Source organism: Mastigocoleus sp. MO_188.B34, from assembly GCF_030065675.1.
Taxonomy (GTDB): Bacteria; Cyanobacteriota; Cyanobacteriia; order Cyanobacteriales; family Nostocaceae; genus Mastigocoleus.
In genome coordinates, this window is record NZ_JASJDK010000133.1 from 1 (window position 1) to 18,102 (window position 18,102).

The 18,102-nt window shown below is 36.4% G+C and carries 17 protein-coding genes and 1 tRNA gene; 14 read left to right on the forward strand and 4 right to left on the reverse strand.

All coding sequences use genetic code 11. The features are described 5' to 3' along the window. The first annotated feature begins 257 nt into the window (after positions 1 to 257). Positions 258 to 1,028, forward strand: coding sequence for a WecB/TagA/CpsF family glycosyltransferase (locus QNJ50_RS23790; protein ID WP_300640517.1), 771 nt, complete (start codon positions 258 to 260; stop codon positions 1,026 to 1,028). Positions 1,029 to 1,450: 422 nt separating this feature from the next. On the opposite strand, the gene QNJ50_RS23795 is transcribed toward QNJ50_RS23790, so the two are convergent. Continuing rightward, a complete protein-coding gene (locus QNJ50_RS23795; RefSeq protein ID WP_300640520.1) occupies positions 1,451 to 2,389 on the reverse strand; it encodes a serine hydrolase in 939 nt (312 codons plus the stop codon). Between the two features lie 55 nt (positions 2,390 to 2,444). Between QNJ50_RS23795 and QNJ50_RS23800 the strand changes: the two genes are divergently transcribed. From QNJ50_RS23800 to QNJ50_RS23810, 3 genes are all read left to right on the forward strand, one after another. Next, a complete protein-coding gene (locus QNJ50_RS23800; RefSeq protein ID WP_300640523.1) occupies positions 2,445 to 3,146 on the forward strand; it encodes a C40 family peptidase in 702 nt (233 codons plus the stop codon). A 63-nt stretch (positions 3,147 to 3,209) separates the two neighbouring features. Next, a complete protein-coding gene (locus QNJ50_RS23805; RefSeq protein WP_300640526.1) occupies positions 3,210 to 4,223 on the forward strand; it encodes a glycosyltransferase family 2 protein in 1,014 nt (337 codons plus the stop codon). Positions 4,224 to 4,457: 234 nt separating this feature from the next. Continuing rightward, complete coding sequence (locus QNJ50_RS23810) at positions 4,458 to 5,720, forward strand: MFS transporter (protein ID WP_300640529.1); 1,263 nt, start codon at positions 4,458 to 4,460, stop codon at positions 5,718 to 5,720. Between the two features lie 235 nt (positions 5,721 to 5,955). Here the strand turns inward: QNJ50_RS23810 and QNJ50_RS23815 are convergent. Then, positions 5,956 to 6,029, reverse strand: a tRNA-Arg gene (locus tag QNJ50_RS23815). A 38-nt stretch (positions 6,030 to 6,067) separates the two neighbouring features. Here QNJ50_RS23815 and moaC point away from each other — a divergent pair. From moaC to QNJ50_RS23850, 7 genes are all read left to right on the forward strand, one after another. After that, a complete protein-coding gene (moaC, locus tag QNJ50_RS23820) occupies positions 6,068 to 6,577 on the forward strand; it encodes a cyclic pyranopterin monophosphate synthase MoaC (RefSeq protein ID WP_300640532.1) in 510 nt (169 codons plus the stop codon). Positions 6,578 to 7,220: 643 nt separating this feature from the next. Continuing rightward, on the forward strand, positions 7,221 to 7,799 hold the full coding sequence (locus QNJ50_RS23825) for a TetR/AcrR family transcriptional regulator (RefSeq protein WP_300640535.1): 579 nt from the start codon (positions 7,221 to 7,223) through the stop codon (positions 7,797 to 7,799). Between the two features lie 80 nt (positions 7,800 to 7,879). Next, positions 7,880 to 8,164 (forward strand): hypothetical protein, encoded by a 285-nt coding sequence (locus QNJ50_RS23830; RefSeq protein WP_300640538.1) that lies wholly within the window; start codon positions 7,880 to 7,882, stop codon positions 8,162 to 8,164. 13 nt (positions 8,165 to 8,177) lie between these two features. Then, the gene (locus QNJ50_RS23835) at positions 8,178 to 8,762 is read left to right on the forward strand and encodes a fasciclin domain-containing protein (protein ID WP_300640541.1); all 585 of its coding nucleotides are present in this window, start codon (positions 8,178 to 8,180) and stop codon (positions 8,760 to 8,762) included. Between the two features lie 136 nt (positions 8,763 to 8,898). Next, positions 8,899 to 9,147 (forward strand): 2TM domain-containing protein, encoded by a 249-nt coding sequence (locus QNJ50_RS23840; RefSeq protein ID WP_027842230.1) that lies wholly within the window; start codon positions 8,899 to 8,901, stop codon positions 9,145 to 9,147. Positions 9,148 to 9,278: 131 nt separating this feature from the next. Then, entirely contained in the window at positions 9,279 to 9,587 is a 309-nt protein-coding gene (locus QNJ50_RS23845) for a DUF3181 family protein (protein WP_300640562.1), read from the forward strand. An 860-nt stretch (positions 9,588 to 10,447) separates the two neighbouring features. Continuing rightward, positions 10,448 to 11,020, forward strand: a complete 573-nt coding sequence (locus tag QNJ50_RS23850) for a YqhA family protein (RefSeq protein WP_300640546.1) — start codon at positions 10,448 to 10,450, stop codon at positions 11,018 to 11,020. Between the two features lie 140 nt (positions 11,021 to 11,160). Here the strand turns inward: QNJ50_RS23850 and QNJ50_RS23855 are convergent, their stop codons facing one another. Together QNJ50_RS23855 and QNJ50_RS23860 are read right to left on the reverse strand one after the other, a co-directional pair. After that, positions 11,161 to 11,622 (reverse strand): ABA4-like family protein, encoded by a 462-nt coding sequence (locus QNJ50_RS23855; RefSeq protein WP_300640549.1) that lies wholly within the window; start codon positions 11,620 to 11,622, stop codon positions 11,161 to 11,163. A gap of 198 nt (positions 11,623 to 11,820) precedes the next feature. Beyond that, positions 11,821 to 12,537: a heme oxygenase (biliverdin-producing) gene (locus QNJ50_RS23860; protein ID WP_300640552.1), complete on the reverse strand. Its 717-nt coding sequence runs from the start codon at positions 12,535 to 12,537 to the stop codon at positions 11,821 to 11,823. Positions 12,538 to 13,106: 569 nt separating this feature from the next. Between QNJ50_RS23860 and glmM the strand changes: the two genes are divergently transcribed. From glmM to hpsN, 3 genes are all read left to right on the forward strand, one after another. Further along, positions 13,107 to 14,570, forward strand: coding sequence for a phosphoglucosamine mutase (gene glmM, locus QNJ50_RS23865; RefSeq protein WP_300640555.1), 1,464 nt, complete (start codon positions 13,107 to 13,109; stop codon positions 14,568 to 14,570). Positions 14,571 to 15,016: 446 nt separating this feature from the next. Further along, positions 15,017 to 16,681 carry a hormogonium polysaccharide biosynthesis protein HpsL gene (hpsL, locus tag QNJ50_RS23870; RefSeq protein ID WP_300640558.1) on the forward strand — a complete coding sequence of 555 codons (1,665 nt, stop codon included), beginning with the start codon at positions 15,017 to 15,019 and terminating at the stop codon, positions 16,679 to 16,681. Positions 16,682 to 16,876: 195 nt separating this feature from the next. After that, positions 16,877 to 17,887, forward strand: a complete 1,011-nt coding sequence (gene hpsN, locus QNJ50_RS23875) for a hormogonium polysaccharide biosynthesis glycosyltransferase HpsN (protein ID WP_300640560.1) — start codon at positions 16,877 to 16,879, stop codon at positions 17,885 to 17,887. The last annotated feature ends 215 nt before the right edge of the window (positions 17,888 to 18,102 follow it).

The window sequence follows — 18,102 nt, forward strand, 5'->3', positions numbered from 1 at the left end:
ATCTATATTTAGTATTTCTAAAAATTGAGAATAAAAATTTAGATAATAAACTTACTAGTGTTGAGGTTTTAAGCTTTAAGGATCATACATAGTTACCTTTAATAGTTGTGAATTTTTATGAAAGACTAATCAAATAAGTCATATGAGTAGCGAGTCAAACCAATTTGAATATTTTTCATGAGATTTCAGATCAGATCGTACCCAAACTTGCATTAATTAACATCCCACAACTAATAATTTATAGCTCAAAAAGTGATATGAGGAAAATTCAAATTCTTAACTTAGAAATTGATAACTTTTCACAAAATGAATTTTTGCAGGAGTTCAAATCTGGTGTGTTATTTACCCCTAATGTTGACCATTTAATGAAATTACAGACAGACTTAGAATTTCAAAGAGCATATGATATGAGTGACTATAAAATTTGTGATAGCCAAGTTATCGTATATGCATCGAAATTTCTCGGTACTCCTTTGGAAGAAAGAATTTCGGGTGCTGATTTCTTTCCTGCTTTTTATAATTATCATTGGAACAATCAAGATATTAGGATATTTCTTTTGGGTGCTGGAAAGGGTGTAGCAAGTCAAGCACAGAAAAATATCAACCGAAAAATTGGTCGCAATATCATCGTTGGCTCCTATTCTCCTCCATTTGGATTCGAAAAAGATCCGGCAGAATGCGAACATATAGTAAATATCATCAAGAATTCTGATGCAACAGTTGTAGCTGTGGGTTTAGGTTCTCCCAAACAAGAAAAATGGATTTTAAATTACAAGGAATCGTTATCGAATATCAAAATATTTATGGGTTTAGGAGCAACTATTGATTTTGAAGCTGGTAGGATAAAGCGTTGTCCCAAGTGGATGGGTCAAGTTGGATTGGAATGGTTATTTAGATTAAGTCGCGAACCACAAAGATTGTGGAAAAGATATCTTGTAGATGATATTCCATTTTTCCTATTGGTTTTAAAACAAAAGTTAAATTTGTATGGGAAGAATAACAAAACAACAATTATGCTTGGAAAGTAATAGATATTTTATCAAGCAGTTGTTACATATACTGCTCATAAAATTAATCGCAAACATGTGTGTTATTATACACTGAAATAATTTCATACGAATAATTTGCAGTATTTTTGTACGACTTGAATTGTTTAGAGAATAAACATATTTCCATATACATCCTGAGGAATTAACTAAATTATGCACCGCTAATCCAAAATGTGAAAGCCACTTAATTATATGTAGTCGAAACATTCTCGACTTTAACTTGTGTTCCCTATTAATCTTCTTAGTTTGGCAATAAAAATATTTTTGAAATATATTCTTTTAACTTTATATATAGCGATAAAATCTTATTTTGATTATTGTTGTTTACTGGTCACTCGTCATTGTTTAAAACTACGTATACAGATAATAATGACAAATGACCAGAGGCTAATTGCTATTTACTACATATCAATAATTGCTTTTGCAAATTGTTGGGAAACAAATGGTAGTATTTCTCGGTTTTTGGCATTTTCTTTGCCTTCAGTAAATACTACGAGTTGGTAGGGACGACTGTCGGGGATCTCAATATATGCAGCATCATGACGGTTTTTGGAAGTCCAACCTGCTTTAGACCATATTTGTGCTTCAGATGGTAGAGCACCACCCAAAAAGCCTGTTACCTGATCTTCTTCTAGATCTACAGGTAATTCTTCGGGATTGAGAGAACGCTTCATTAATGCCATCATTTCTTGCGATCGGGTGCTAGAAACTGTGACCCCTCCCATAATTCCGTGCAACAGTCGTGCGATCGCATTAGTTGTCAGCATGTTACGATTTTCTAGCAATTCGCCATAAAATGCTCGCTCCCTTCCGTAGGGTCCGTCACCCCAAGTTTTTTGGCAAACATTAATATTTTCCAGTTCCTCCCATCCCAAAGATTTAAAATAACGGTTAACAATATGACGCTGCTGCTTCCAAGTTTCGAATGGTCCTGGAGGTAGGTCTGGTCCACTGGTAGTTCCAGTTAATATGTCTAGAACTAAACTAGTAGCATCATTACTAGACTCAATAATCATGTCCTTAATCGCCCTTTCCAATTCTGGGCTCGATTGGACCATACCTTTTTCTAACCACTCATGTATTGCTACTAAATAAAATAGTTTGACTACACTTGCTGGATAAATTCGCTCACTTCCACGATAAGTAAAACCACGTACGGGATGATTCCAGAAAGCTTTGGGAGTAAGGGCTCCACCAGTATTCACAGGTACGGGCGGGTCGTAAACTATCCAAGTTAAAGCAATTTCGTTACGTGCTAACCTAGGAAACTTCGCCCAGGTTGACTCTAAAATGCCATTACTGAGATTTTCAAGCTGCTCGTCTTGGTTAAAAAAAATCATACTCAATGAAGATAGCGATCGCAATTAGTTTTTGTGTGAGAGGTTAAAGATTATTATGGTGTCTGCTGCACAATTACAAGCAAATATTGAATATGAATGTCTGAAGGACTTAGATTTATATGATTCTCCACAATGTACGACTTTGGCAACTCAAGCTGCAAAGGGTAGATATTTACGAGTAATTGTAGAAAGCTTAAAGGAAAAGTCTGTGCGGGTGCGCTTGTGTGAAGATGATTATCCTGGTTGGATATTAATTTCTGATTTGGAATTCCTTAATTCTACTACCCAAACTTATCAAGCTAAATTTTTTACTCCAGAACAAATAGAACAGTTATTGCCAGATGCTATAGCTTTTACCCACAAAGCCATGGAAAAGTCAAATTATTATTTGTGGGGAGGAACGGTAGGACCTAATTTTGATTGTTCCGGATTAATGCAAGCTGCATTTGCTTCAGTGGGAATTCGTATACCCAGAGATGCTTATCAGCAGGAAGGTTTCTTGGAACCAATACCTGTAGAAAATTTACAACCGGGTGATTTCGTGTTTTTTGGGACTCCCCAAAAAGCCACTCATGTGGGACTCTATTTAGGAGACAATCACTATATTCACTCATCTGGAACAGATATTGGTCGAAATGGCATTGGAATTGATATTCTCTCGGAACAGGGAGATGAAGTTAGTCGGTCATATTACAAGCTGTTACGCGGCGCTGGCAGAATAGTTAAAAATTATCAACCCAATTATCAGCCTAATTAATTTTTAGCCTGATAATTCAGCAGGTGAATAAAAACATCCAGGAGATTCATCATACCCAAAAATATGAGCAATAGATTGTTAGTAAAAAACGGGTTAGTTAGTAATGAGGAAGAAATTTCGCCTGTTTTGGCAGTTTCTATAGTTGTCCCTGTATATAACGAAGTTGAAAGTTTACCCCATTTGATTGAGGCGATCGCTTCAACTTTAAGTAATACTGATTTGAGTTATGAGATTATCTGCGTAGACGATGGTTCAAAGGATGGTTCGGCTAAGTTGTTAAAGGAACAAGCTGAAGCTCGCACCGACCTACAAGCAGTAATACTGCGTCGTAACTATGGTCAAACTGCTGCAATGTCAGCAGGATTTCACCACGCACGAGGTAAGGCGATCGTTACTTTAGATGGCGATTTGCAAAATGACCCGGCAGACATTCCTATGCTGCTAGATAAATTAGAAGAAGGTTTTGATTTAGTAAGTGGATGGCGCAAAAAACGCCAAGATGCAGCTCTGACCAGATTACTTCCCTCTAAAATTGCCAACTGGTTAATTGGAAGGATCACAGGAGTTAAATTAAATGACTATGGCTGTTCTCTCAAGGCTTATCGGGGCGAACTAGTAGCCGACATGAACCTTTATGGAGAACTGCACCGATTTCTCCCAGCCCTAGCTTATATAGAAGGAGCAAGAATTACCGAAATACCCGTACGTCACCATGCTCGCCGTTTTGGTAGTAGTAAATATGGAATATGGCGGACTTTTCGGGTGTTAATGGATTTATTAACCATTGCTTTTATGAAAAAATTCCTGACTCGTCCCATGCATGTATTCGGACTGTTAGGTTTAATTTCTATAAGTTTTGGCGGAACGCTGGGAATTTATTTAACTTGGGTTAAGTTCATTTTGGGTGAAGATATCGGCAATCGTCCCCTGTTGATTTTAGTAGTTTTGCTTTTGGTTACAGGGGTACAGTTATTTTGCTTCGGATTGCTTGCAGAATTGCTCATGCGTACTTATCACGAATCTCAGGGACGTACAATCTATCGAGTTAGAGAAGTCGTTGGTCGAGATATTAAGTAATGTAAAGATATAATGAATACAGTTATCAAAGAACAATTATAAATTGTCAGTCATTGGGCAACAGCAAACAGTATTAGTTCAATCTGGAATTAGTCATAAAGCAAACAAGAAACAGGACAAATGGGAAAACCATTTAACTTGTAGCTAATAACTGTTAACTGTTAACTGTAAGCCCGTAAGGGCGTGGCGTCAGCCATAAACTGATAACTGAATCATTACCGATTTGCATCTACCGTGAAACTACTCCTCACACTCGATAAAAAATTACGATCTAACCTGTTGATTTTATTTGCAGCAGGTTTATTATTTTGGTGTAGCATGGCTTCATTTCTGCCCACTCTACCCCTTTACGTTGACCATATTGGGGGAACAAAGCAAGAGGTTGGGATTGTAATGGGTAGCTTTGCTATAGGTTTGTTGTCATTTCGTACTCGGTTGGGTAGATTTTCCGACCGAAGAGGACGAAAAATAGTTTTAATTATTGGGACATTAGTAGTAACAATTGCCCCTTTATTGTACATAGGAACAAACTCGATTTATGGCTTAATTGCTATTCGTGCTTTTCATGGTATAAGTATTGCTGCTTTTAGTACTGCCTACACAGCACTAGTCGCTGATTTAGCACCGGAAGAGAATCGCGGTGAAATCATTGGTTACATGAGCTTGGTTAGTTCTTTAGGTGTAGCGATTGGTCCGGCGGTTGGAAGTTATTTGGTTGAAACCGCAGGTTATCCACAGCTATTTCTTTTTGCTTCTGGGTTAGGGTTTTTCAGTATCTTATGCACTACACAAATTACCAACCCCCCAATTAATTCATCCGTACAAAAAAATAATAGAAGTAAATTCTGGCATTTGTTTGCTAGCCCTAAAGTTCGAATTCCGGCAATAATATTGTTACTCGTCGGTCTTAATTTTGGCAGTATGAGAACTTTTGTTCCCTTGTTTATTAAATCTACCGGTGTAGGATTAAATCCCGGTTTATTTTATACTGCTTCTGCCATCGCTGGTTTTAGCGTCAGATTACTTGTTGGTAGGGCTGCAGACCGTTACGGTCGCGGTTTGTTTGTAAGTATTAGCCTGGTATTATACGTTATTGCACTGGTTAATATCTGGTCTGCTAATAGTTCCCAAAGTTTTCTAATTTCTGGAGCCATTGAAGGTGCTGGCTTAGGAATGTTAATTCCAATGATATCGGCGATCGTCGCTGATCGCGCCTTACCAGAAGAACGGGGACGAATGTTTGGCTTTTGTTTAACTGGTTTTGACTTGGGGATTGCGATCGCAGGTCCAGTTTTAGGTACTGTAGCTGAGGAAATCGGCTACCGTAATATTTTTGCTTTTAGTGCAGCTTTAAGTTGTCTTGCTTTTCTGATATTCATTACGCAATCGAGCAAAGATATTTCCCATTCATTACGCTTTGCTTTTGGTCGCGGACAAGATTGTTACGCCCTAAATCAAATAAATAGAAACTTCACTACAAAACATTCCCAATCTTAGGAAAGTTTCTTATTGTTTGTTTTCATCAAGGTTGTATTTACAAACAAGATTTTTCAAACAATTAAAATACCTGGGATACTTTCTGAGACTTGTATCAGCAATATGAATACTGCAAGTCTCTATAATCTTCTTCACGTCGTACATAGTATAAGATTTTATCCATGTTAACCTTCCCTTAAAGGAGTATGTCCTAATAGGGAAGCTTTAACTCAGTACATGTGTTACATCTTATAAACGGACGAGGAGGGATTCGAACCCCCGACACCGTGGTCCGTAGCCACGTGCTCTAGTCCACTGAGCTACACGTCCTTGCCTTACCGGATATAAGAGTATCACATCTACATGCCATGACGCAAGAAAATTTTTTTGATAATTCTCCAGCTTTAAGTCATTTAGATCATTTGGGACAATCTCAAATGGTGGATGTCTCCAGTAAAATCCCCACAGTTCGCCAAGCGATAGCAGTAGGTAAAGTCAAAATGCAAATGGAAACTTTTGGTGCTATTCAAGCTGGAGATACTGCTAAGGGAGATGTTTTAGGTACTGCTAGGTTGGCAGGGATTATGGCTGCAAAACAAACTGCCAACCTTATTCCTTTATGTCATCCTTTACCGTTACAAAAGGTCGAAGTTAAAATTAATCCCCAACCACAACTACCCGGTTACGAAATTCAAGCCACAGTCAAGACTAAAGCTGAAACAGGAGTCGAGATGGAAGCGTTAACCGCTGTTTCTGTAGCCGCTCTGACTCTCTACGATATGGCAAAGGCTTTAGAAAAATCAATTCAAATTGGATCTATTCATTTGGTAAGCAAGACTGGGGGAAAATCAGGTGACTATTGGCGCGAATGCGATTGATAGATCAAGGATTAAGTACTTGCGCATAATTCAATACACATTTGTCATTGCATTAGCGGATCCGTAAGGTAGCAGTTCCGGATCCGTAGGTAGCGGAGCTTAAGGGCGTGCGCAAAGGGCATATGGAGCATAGCAGAATGACGCAACCGCAAAGGATTCAAGACTTTTTCAATTTATTTTACAAATAGAGTATATAAATTGTTTTGCATAAGTGCTTACATATTTAAAAACAATGCAGTTCAGTTAAGACTTTTTTAAACAAATAACACTGTAAAGACGTGACAGAGCCTGTGGCGTCGGCGTTAGCCTCTGTCGCATCTCTACGAAGAATTTAGGCTTATCTGTTAGCACGCACCTACGGTGTTTGACCGCATCCTGACGGATGAACAGCGGTTCGCCCTACGGCGCGTCTTCCAAGCTGCGTCCAAACACATAGTGCGGATAACCGTATTCGTATTGATTTAGAAGGAAAGTCATAAAGGTTTATTCAAGATTTTTGACTCCCGGAGGCTTAATAATTGGTGTATCTGAGGACTTGCATAATCTCCTGTCAATTAAATTTGATAAAAAAATTAAATTTAACAAAACCACCCCAAAAAAGCAGTTCTTGACAAAATTATCCACCTCAATTAATTTCATCAGAATGAGTCAAAAATCGAATATAAGTTCATCACGCGCAGCAGTTCTTGATGCAGCTGAGCATTTATTTGCCTCTCAAGGCTATGGGGCTGTAACCCTAAAAGATATTGCCAAAAAGCTTGGCATTAAACAAGCTTCCCTCTACTACCATTTTCCTGGGGGAAAAGAAGATTTATTTGTTGAAGTTATGCTGCGTCATTTAGAACGGCGAAGAGAAACTCTCGAGCAAATTATTGCAACCGAGTCCAAAACCCTAGAAGGCTGTTTGGCTAAATTAGCAGCATGGCTTTGGGAGGAACCCCCCCTGAATGCCAACCGTATTATTCATACTGATTTAACAGAGATTAATTCTCAAAAAGCAATTCAAATTGAGCAAGCAATTGGTCGTTGTGTTCACGCACCTGTAGAAAAATTATTTGTTCAATACCAACCGCAATTAAGAGGAGACCCAGGTTTTATTGCGGGTATTTTTTTGTGTGGCGTTGAACCCCTACCAACTGTCCAAAAATATGGTGACAAAACCAAAGACGAGATGATTGCTGAATTGATAAGCCTAGTACTTTATGGGGCTTTAATTCAATAATTTATTTTTCGATAGATTGCATAAGATTATCTGAAATAGTTTAGGTTGCAAATTGTTAAGAAAATACGTACATTTTAAATATGACCTACCTATTTTTAGGTAAGTATCTCCGTAAACAGTGGAGTATAAACCTAAGCTATTTTTTACAAAAAATCATTTTCCACTCCCTGGAGAAATTAATGTGGCAACAGTTCCGATTTTTAATTGTGTTCTTGGCAATTTTGGGGAATTTGGTGCTAGTTTCCGATGCTAAAGCTGCTATAAGTAACGATTTAAAAATTACAGTTGGTGGCTTGAAAAAGCCGCAAGGGCAAATTTGTTTCAGTAACTTGAGTTTGCAGACAGGATATCTTATTTTTTCCTAAAGGATAAACATCAATGAGAAATCAAACATTTATGCATCTGTTGGGTAAAGCGTTTGCTGTTGCAACTTTCGCTAGCCTTAGTGTTGTGGTAAATATTCCAAATTATGCAGAGTCTTTCGCCACTCCCAAAACTTCAAGTACTAAAACTTCAGGTACTTTAGTATCCCAAGCAAATAATGGAAATAGCACTATTGTTGATATTGCTGCCTCAGACTCCAATTTTCAAACTTTAGTAACAGCAATAAAAGCTGCAGATTTGGTAAAAATCCTATCTGGCGATGGTCCTTTTACCGTTTTTGCACCTACAAATGACGCATTTGCAGCTTTACCAAAAGAGACTCTAGATAAATTACTCAAGCCAGAAAATAAAGAAACTCTGCAAAAAGTTCTTACTTATCATGTTGTTTCTGGTGCTGTTGAGTCCGGTGACTTGAAATCTGGTGACGTAGATACGGTAGAAGGTAGCTCTGTCAAGGTTAAAGTCAAAGGTAATGGAATTAAAGTAAATAAATCTAAAGTAATTAAGGCAGATATAAAAGGTAGTAATGGCATCATTCATGTCATCGACAGAGTGCTTTTACCTGCAGATTTGAAATAGTTGAGTTTGCTTGTGGCGGAAATTGTTGTTAATCAACCTTTGACCATAAAATTTGCATAGAAGATAACGACAACTACACAAAAAAAACTAAAATAAGGCATATAGCTTAGTTAGTGCAAGTCTACAGTAAAAATTTATGCCTCCTCGTTGGCCTCGCAAACCCGACCGTAAAGATCCAGATTACCGCAAACTAGATGACCGGATGAATTTTGCTGTTCATGTAGCAATATTCGCCGTTACTAATTCTGGTTTGTGGTTTTTTCATAATTTGCAAAAAGCGAACTGGGAATGGTTACCTTGGTTAACACTTGCTTGGGCTGCTATTTTGTTAGTTCATTTCATTTACATTTCGGCGATCGCTGACTACTCAACAGACGCTACCTAGATTACCCCCAGATGAGGAAATTTATTAGCATCATCATTATATTCAGGTGATTGTTACTTGAGATAGCAAAGTTGGCTGATTAGTTAAGGCATAATCAACCAACACAGATTTATTCCTTATTATTTGGGGTTATTCTAATGGCTAATACAACAGAACTACTGGAAGCTTTAGCAGCAGAAATTGGCGAAAATGTTTATATAGATGTCGCAAAATGGCATCTTTATCTTGCAAATGCCAAACTACACACGATTGTTGCCGAACGAATGTATTCTTTAATTACCGATAATTCACTAAGTGAGAATCAAGTTAAAGAAGTTCTCGGAACTATTTCTGTTAAAATCGGTGCTGGAAAGAAAGAGATTGCCTTACTTGATTTTCTACCATCCCAATGCTTGGTGGAACTTATGGAAATTCTAGAAAAGTTTCAGCGAGAAATTTAATTATTTTTATTATCCTTTAGAGATAATAAAGATAAGAAGACAGATATATCAAAGTGATGTAACATACTCATCTGATTGATTAATAAATAAACATACAATCAATCAATAGATTTAGTTGCGAACAAAGTGCTACTGACTAACTTTGGCACTTTGATCGCAGCTATAAATATAATGCACATCAATCTACTGGGTATTGTACAACTATAAAGATTAGAACCTATATCTACTCATAAATTTCTTAAAATTTTCACGAAACAAAATAAAACATAAAGACAACTAAAATCTAAATTCTCAGATACCCAAGCGAATATCTAGTATTTAGTTGATTGGTATAGTAATAATTCACTAAATACTAATTATTTTATTTAAAAACATTAAAAATGAATATGTAAATCAAATAGATAAATTTAATATGTGAAACACCCATGTGAAATGGGAATAATTAATAATTAATAGATCTACAAGGATCGTAGTAGCTTAGAAAAACTTCTAAATAAGTCAATCAAAATGTTTGAGTAACTTTTTAGTGAAGTGACAATTATCTTATAAAACATATTCAAAGCTTGATGTGTAATTGATATCAGCAACTAAATCAAGCTTTCCTGACAACAGGAATTATATTAAAGCAAGGGTTTTGAACAATAATGTTTTATCATTAGTAAAATATCCACCCTCTTACAGAGAAAACTCAGTCTTCTAGAGGATGTCAGAATTTACAAAATTTCACTTACATATCAGATTTGTCACCAGTTTGTCCCAATCAACCGATTAAGATGAAACACGTTTTTTAATTGTAAACAAATAGTTGTAAATTATGATGCTCCCGTATTGCAAGGGTTGTCTACAGGAGAAATAAATATATGTTGTTCAGAACCATGGTTGGGCGAGTTCTAGTTGGTAGTCGTCTATCGATAATGCTCGCTGTAGTTTGTTCTTTATTGGCAGCAATTACACTCTTAATATACGGTGCAAGGGAAACTTTCGCTACTATCGGTCACGCGATAACCGCAAATGAAGTGTCTAGTAAGGAAGCAAAGTTCTTGATTTTATCATTTATTGAAATCATCGATTTGTTTCTCCTAGCAACTGTTTTATATATCACCGGAGTTGGGCTCTACGAGCTTTTTATTGATAATCGTATTAAGGTTCCCACTTGGTTAGCCATTAATAATATTGAAGACCTAAAAAATAAGCTTGCTAGTGTGGTAGTTGTCATTTTAGGTGTGGTATTCCTAGGACAAGCTGTTAAATGGGAAACCGGAACGGAAATATTACCTTTCGGAATAAGTGTGGCTTTAGTGATTGCTGCTTTAACCTATTTCTTGAGTGAAAAACAGAAAACTGAAAAGAAGGTAAAACCAAATAATCATAAAGTTGAAAATAACAAGCTTGACCATCATCAAATTGAGAGCACTAATGTAGAAACAAATTAAAACTTTAGTACTCACCTAATCAATGCGGTTAGTATTCTAACAATGCCGTAGACGCCAAATAAACCAACTTAAAATTTCATTGTGTGTTCCTTTTGAGATAGGTTTTCCATGCGTCTACGACAATAAATTGGAATAGATTATTAAAGTACTGCATCTTCTGCTGTGTCTTTAGTGTCACTGGAAGAAAAGAATTTTTGTGTAGTCCAATAAGTCAAAATGTGAGAAAGTAAACCTAAAGGACCTGCAAACAAACAAAAGGCTAAAGAATGAGCAGTCCAAACTCCAGTTTTTCGACCTTCTAAATAAATATAACGTCCGACAAATAAATCCATGACTAAAAAGTGAATCCAACCAGTAGCAGCAGCTTTCTCTTCAGCAAAAAACTTTGCAATATCTACTAATTGAGGGTTCGATAAAGCTTGGGCATTTTCTGGGGTAATGCTAATAATGAATAGATATAAATAAGCTAATGCCAAAGGTATAAAAGCAATATAAGATTTCATAACCTTTTGTGTAATTTCCCATTTTGGTAAGAAAATCATTAGTACCCAAAATGGTAAAACAAAAACATTGGCGATGTTAAAGATTTGAGTAAAAGACATAAAAGTAAGTGTAAATTTGATAGAACAGTATTAATTTTATCTTGCTAATAAATTTGCAATGACTTAGGATTGGAGCAATAAAATTGCAACATGAAAGTTAGGGACAGTAACCTTGGGTTTATCTATATGAGACTACAGATAATCTCAAGGTTACTGTCCCTAAGATTTAATTATTTCACATATTCATATTTGGATAGCCTAGTCTGCTGTAGCTAGTTCTGTGCTACCCCGAGAACGTCTTCGAGTCAAACTATTAAATAACATTACACCGATAGCTTTGATTAAATTACCTTCCAACTCTTCAAACATCTTCATATTCATTCCAAAAGCTGCATTTGCTTCATCAACAATGCGCTCGTCAGTTTCTTCGTCAACAGGTAACTCATCTAAAGTTTGACGATACTGCTTCTTAAAAGCTTTTTCGTCAGTTATATGCTCGAATTCATAAAAAGCTGTACCTTCTCCATCAGAAAGATTCATTGCTGTTACAGCAATATTTTTCAGAATCTGTCCGCCGGATAGATCGCCCAAATAGCGAGTATAAGAATGAGCAACTAACAATTCTGGCTCTGTTGCGGATATTTCCCGAATACGCTGAACATATGCTTCTCCTGCTGGAGATAGTTTAATTTCCTCTCTCCAATTAGAACCGTAGTAGTAATTAAGGTCAGTTTCTAAAGTATGCTTGCGATGTAGTTGTGGAAAATCTATCTTTGCAACAATTGGATTATCTTTATGCTTTGCCATCTCCTCTTCCATCGCTGAGTAGATGAAGTAAAAATTAGCTACTAGTTTTTTATAAGAGTTTTTCTCAACTACTCCCCTTAAAAAACATTTGACAAATCCAACATTTTCTGCCATTGAGTGGGCTTTTTTGGTACCAACACGTAGTTTATTTGCTAAATTGCTACTCATCCTAATTTTCCCAACTTTATAGATTTAATAGTTTGATTAGTTGCCTAAATCTTGATTTACCAAAAAATAAAAAACCTACTAATTTTTTACATTAGAGCTATTTGATGAGAATTTTTGTTAAAAATATTTAAGAAGATAATTGTTATTTCAAATTTTCCCAAAAAATATCCTTGTGCAAATTTGATGAGACAATTAGTAGTGAAGAGATTTTTTACTTACTTTCTGAGTTTAGTAACAGTTCTAAAAAAAATTAACTTTTAGCAAAATATGCAATTGGAAAAGTGCATTGTGATAGATTATCGCCTAAAAGATATATTTGCATCACATCCATGACTGAATAGAAACTTTTGATACTAAGTTATGTGAAAAAAAATTTTTTGGTTGCCATATGAAATTAGTGTTTATACGTACTGTTTTAGTGTATTGTTTTATTTGTATAAAAAATAAATCTTAGTGATGAATTCTGATGAAGTTTGTAAAAAATCCTGACCAAAAGGTGATCCAGGGGAATTGTTGGAAGAGCTTTAAAGTGATATCCTCCAGTTTGACTGTGTGGAGCGTAAAAACCTATGGTCTCATCTATAACTCGAACTTCAGATATTGGTGGAAACTCTGCTGTTAAGTCTGATAATTCTCATAATTCAGTGTTTAACTCGTTGATACTGCCAGTAACACCTCTGTTTGGTACAGATGGTATCCGTGGCAAAGTGGGAGAAATTTTAAGTGCTCCCCTAGCTTTGCAAGTCGGCTTTTGGACAGGTGTTATATTACGCACCCATGCCCAGGAGCAAGGTCCCGTCATTCTTGGACAGGATTCTCGAAATTCTGGAGATATGCTAGCAATGGCTTTGAGTGCAGGTCTAGCAGCTGCAGGAATAGAAGTTTGGTATTTAGGGTTATGCCCAACTCCTTGCGTTGCTTACCTCACCAGCGTAACTGCTGCTATTGGTGGCGTGATGATCTCTGCAAGTCATAACCCGCCCGAAGACAATGGAATTAAAATTTTTGGTGATGACGGAGTAAAGTTATCTAAAAACCTGCAGGCCGAAATAGAAGCTGGACTCCGTGGTACTGGAAATTCTACTTTTAGTACTACTGTAACTGGTTGTGGACGTCATTACCAACGTCCGGAATTAGTCAAAGAGTATACAAAAGCATTAAAAACACCTCTGCATAATGTAGTCAATCTTGCAGGGATAAAAATTGTTTTAGATGTTGCTTGGGGTGCAGCTGTAGGTTTAGCACCTTCGACATTTGAATCGATGGGAGCAGAAGTTGTGTGTCTGCACAATAAAGCCGACGGTAACCAAATCAATGTTAACTGCGGTTCTACTAACTTAGAAATTCTCCAGCAAGCTGTTCTAGATAATCAAGCAGATATTGGATTTGCATTTGATGGAGATGCAGATCGTGTATTAGCTGTTGATAATCTTGGACGTCCGGTCAATGGGGATTATATTCTCTACTTGTGGGGGTGCAGCTTACAGCAAAATAAAAATTTACCTCATAATCTAATAGTTTCCACAGTGATGGCAAACTTGGGTTTTGAGAAGGCTTGGAATCAACAAGGTGGAAAATTAATTCGTACTGCAGTGGGCGATCAATACGTTCAAGCAGAAATGTTACGGACTGGAGGAATGTTGGGTGGCGAACAATCTGGTCATATCCTGTGTCGACATTACGGCATCACTGGAGATGGTTTATTAACTGCATTGCATATAGCTGCTCTAGTTCGTTCAGTAAAGGTTTCACTTTCCGATTTAGTAGATAACAGCTTTGAGACATATCCGCAAATTTTGCAAAATGTATATGTCAAAGATAGGGATAAACGTGCTAATTGGCAAGAATGTCAACCTCTACAACAGGCAATTTCTCGTGCCGAAAATGCCATGGGAGATGCTGGTAGAGTTTTAGTTCGTGCGTCAGGGACTGAACCAGTCATTAGGGTGATGGTGGAAGCCGAAGATTTGGAAATGACCCAGCACTGGACGCAGGAGTTAGTTTCAGTGGTTCAGCAACAGCTTGGGGAATAGTACTAAGCCACTATAAAGTTCTGTTAGCTAAAACTGTTAACTTAAGTATTTTCGCTAACACTTATTAATGTAAGAGCGGTCAGAGAATTTTTTGATATTTCTTTTGCCTATACAAATCATTGGGCTTGACATTTTGAGTATGATTTATCAGTTACCTTCTACTTGATATTACTGAGAATAAACAAATGGGATAAAGTTAAGTTGCATTCAAATGTAGTAATTTACCTACAACACTTTAAAATGTAGTAATTTAACCTTTTGCTGTAAGTATTTTCTCTTTGGATGTAGCTTAAATTCGGGGTTTTTCTTTGAGATAAAAATAGGTTAAAAAGATAACAAGATTTTTATTTTACTCAAAATACTCTGTTAGAAGCGCCGCAAGGAGCAACTACAGAACTTGACCATTACGGTCAGGCTTACGCTAACAGGACTCAGTACTGACCCCGATGTTAAAAAACAAAAAGAAAAAAAAATCTGTAAAAAAACAGCAAAAACCAGAAACTCCAACCCTTAGTCTTAAAGAAAAGTTAGCTCAAAAGCGTAAGGCTGCAAAAGCACGAAAAGAATTAACTAGTCTGCTAAGTACCGCCATTGGTGGCGGTGTTTTTTTAGGGGTGATACTTTTTCTGGTGGCTGGAATAAAGTTAGCACTTCCTGGGATGATGGCGGTGATAGTACTAACCCTTTCCTATAAGTATCCATTTCCGGCGTTGTATGCTTTCATAATTTATGTACCTTTTGGGGGAACTATTGTTTACTTGTTGGGTAACTCTCCAGTCTTACAACTAGCCAAAGACGGTTTTTATCTTCCCGCCGTAATTGCAATTTGGCAAAATACCCGCAAGCAAAGAATGCCTTTTCTGATTCCCCAAGGAATTAAAACACCTTTATTTATTTTGTTAGGTTTGTGTTTGCTGACTTTGTTATGCGTTAATGGTTTGCAGCAAATTAGTCCTCCTCCACCCAAAGCTTTTGCACCCCCGACTAAAGAAATGCCTTTGGGTATGGGTATTTTAGGTTTAAAAGTATTCTTAGGTTATTTACCCTTAATTACTTGTGGATATTATCTGATTAAAAATAAGCGAGATTTTTTATTTTTATCGCGCTTACAAGTTTCTTTAATTCTCACTTGCTGCATATTGGGACTAATTCAACGGGTCATGTTGGAAGTTGGGATATGCCAAGGTACAAGGGGAGTAGTGGGGGGAGCATTATTCAAAGCAACTCTTGATGCGCGATGTTTTATTGGTGGTTCTTTAGTTTTTAGCCCGGGTTTTATGATTCGTCTTCCGGGTACTTTTGTTGCTCCTTGGCAATGGGGATGGTTTTTAATTTCCAGTACATTTTTTACCTTTGCAACTGGTTTTAGTGACCCTTCTATTCTGTGGCGCATTTTTAGTTTGGGGTCTTTGGCATTGGTATTTGTTAATGCTGTAATTTGTGGTCAGAGAATAGCTTTAGCATTAGTACCAACTTGTTTTATTTTATTATTATTATTGACTGGTCAACTTTCCAGCCCTAAAAGATTTATTCCTATAATGGTTGGACTAGTGTTAATTTTGGGAGGTGCTATGGCCAGTAATCCCGAAATTATTCAATCTAGTTTAGATAGTTTTATTGGTCGTTGGGAAGCTTCACCACCTTACGAGTTTATTACTAATCAGTTTCACGAAGTATTACATTTTTTAGATCGAGATGGAACTCCCTTAGGTATAGGTTTAGGTAGAGCTACCAACTCAGCGAGAGTATTAGGTAAAACTAAACTTCTAGAAACTTATTATCCTAAAATCATGTACGAAGTAGGAGTATTTGGGGCTTTAGGATTTCTTGCATTAGTAACAACCCTGACAATTATTTGCTTTCGGACATATCGTTCCATAAAAAACCGTATTTTCCGTGGTTACGCAGCAGCTTTATGGGTGTTTATATTATTTATTAGTTACAACACTTACTACTATCCTCTAGATGTTGATCCAGTAGCTGTTTATTACTGGTTTTTCGCAGGGATTCTGTTGAAATTACCAGAAATAGACAAAATAGAAAAACTTAAAGAAGAACAAGTACAACCAGAAAAAAATCAGAAGAAGAAAAGGAAGAAAAATTTCAAATAATTATTCAATTTCATGAGTGTAAAGTTTAAAACTTATTCTTAAGACTCTAAATCAATAAATCTAAATTAAAAACTCTAAGTAAGAGACCCAAACCCCAAAAATATAAGTTAAATAATTTAAGTATTGAAATAATATCTTAAAATTTTAAGTTTATAAATTTGCATTTAGTAATTAAAATTCAATAATTAAAAGAATATGAATTTACCATTTATATCTGTAGTAATACCAACATATGGTCGTGAGGAAGCGTTAAAAAATAGTATTCTCGATGTTATCAAACAAGACTATCCGAAATTTGAAGTTTTGGTTGTAGATCAAACGCCAAATCATCAGCCAGAAGTTCAATCTTTTTTAGAAGAACAAACAGCACTAAATAAAATTAAATGGTATCGCTTGAATTGGGCTAGTTTACCTGGAGCTCGTAATTATGCGGTAAGGCGTTCAATAGGTGAGATTATTTTATTTATTGATGATGATGTCGAACTGGAATCCGAATTTTTAGCAGCTCACGCAAAAAACTATATTGATAAACCCCAAATCGGAGCAGTTGCTGGAAGAGTTTTTGACCGAATGAAAATAGCAGACTCAGCTGAAGGGAAAACTCAGGGAGATAAAGAAACTGCTTATAAAACAATAGAATATTTACCCCCTCAAGCAATGGATCCTGGTATTGCTTGGTATTACATTGATTTAGTACATACAATCAAACCCCAGCAAGTTTTAACAGCAAGGGGTTGTAACATGTCATTCCGACGCGAAATATTTACTGACCATGGGCTTAAATTTGATGAAAGATTTCGCGGTAGTGCTGTTCGAGAAGAATCAGATTTTTGTCTGCGTTTGCGACAAACCGGATATCAGATTTGGTACGACCCAGAAGCACATTTAGTACATTTGGGAGAGGAAACTGGTGGTTGTCATGATATTAGTATGCGTTCCCTCAAGTATCAACTAACTTTTTATCATAACCATTTTTTGATGGGTTTAAAAAATCTGAATATAAGTCAAGCACTTCGTCTCTATGCAAGGTTATTTGATTGTCATGTTCTTGGACGTCCTCCCTGTCATAAAAGTGCTTCACCAATTAAAATCCTTACTCGCTTTATCTTTTATGTTTTGGGTTTTATGAAAGCATTAGGGACTTATATTCAATCGTTATGGAATGATGGTCAAATATACACTAATTTGGATCGAGAATATGCATAACCAAAATATTGTCTATCTAAATTTGTATTCATTTTGCTACATCATTGATATGACTATTTTTAGTAATTAATAAATTAGAAAATTAAATAAATACAGGACTTACGCAAGTGTCACAATTGGTGGTTGGTGCGTGACGCTATAAGTCTGATTCTTACGTTCAGATATTTTCACAGCGTCACACACCCTACAGGAAAAATATGCCAGTTGCGTAAGTC

Excerpts from the sequence above, each read along its gene's own strand:
- QNJ50_RS23790 (WP_300640517.1), top strand. The coding sequence starts at position 258 with ATGAGGAAAATTCAAATTCTTAACTTAGAAATTGATAACTTTTCACAA.
- QNJ50_RS23795 (WP_300640520.1), bottom strand. The coding sequence starts at position 2,389 with ATGATTTTTTTTAACCAAGACGAGCAGCTTGAAAATCTCAGTAATGGC.
- QNJ50_RS23800 (WP_300640523.1), top strand. The coding sequence starts at position 2,445 with ATGGTGTCTGCTGCACAATTACAAGCAAATATTGAATATGAATGTCTG.
- QNJ50_RS23805 (WP_300640526.1), top strand. The coding sequence starts at position 3,210 with ATGAGCAATAGATTGTTAGTAAAAAACGGGTTAGTTAGTAATGAGGAA.
- moaC (WP_300640532.1), top strand. The coding sequence starts at position 6,068 with ATGACGCAAGAAAATTTTTTTGATAATTCTCCAGCTTTAAGTCATTTA.
- QNJ50_RS23825 (WP_300640535.1), top strand. The coding sequence starts at position 7,221 with ATGAGTCAAAAATCGAATATAAGTTCATCACGCGCAGCAGTTCTTGAT.
- QNJ50_RS23830 (WP_300640538.1), top strand. The coding sequence starts at position 7,880 with ATGACCTACCTATTTTTAGGTAAGTATCTCCGTAAACAGTGGAGTATA.
- QNJ50_RS23835 (WP_300640541.1), top strand. The coding sequence starts at position 8,178 with ATGAGAAATCAAACATTTATGCATCTGTTGGGTAAAGCGTTTGCTGTT.
- QNJ50_RS23840 (WP_027842230.1), top strand. The coding sequence starts at position 8,899 with ATGCCTCCTCGTTGGCCTCGCAAACCCGACCGTAAAGATCCAGATTAC.
- QNJ50_RS23850 (WP_300640546.1), top strand. The coding sequence starts at position 10,448 with ATGTTGTTCAGAACCATGGTTGGGCGAGTTCTAGTTGGTAGTCGTCTA.
- QNJ50_RS23855 (WP_300640549.1), bottom strand. The coding sequence starts at position 11,622 with ATGTCTTTTACTCAAATCTTTAACATCGCCAATGTTTTTGTTTTACCA.
- QNJ50_RS23860 (WP_300640552.1), bottom strand. The coding sequence starts at position 12,537 with ATGAGTAGCAATTTAGCAAATAAACTACGTGTTGGTACCAAAAAAGCC.
- glmM (WP_300640555.1), top strand. The coding sequence starts at position 13,107 with ATGGTCTCATCTATAACTCGAACTTCAGATATTGGTGGAAACTCTGCT.
- hpsL (WP_300640558.1), top strand. The coding sequence starts at position 15,017 with ATGTTAAAAAACAAAAAGAAAAAAAAATCTGTAAAAAAACAGCAAAAA.
- hpsN (WP_300640560.1), top strand. The coding sequence starts at position 16,877 with ATGAATTTACCATTTATATCTGTAGTAATACCAACATATGGTCGTGAG.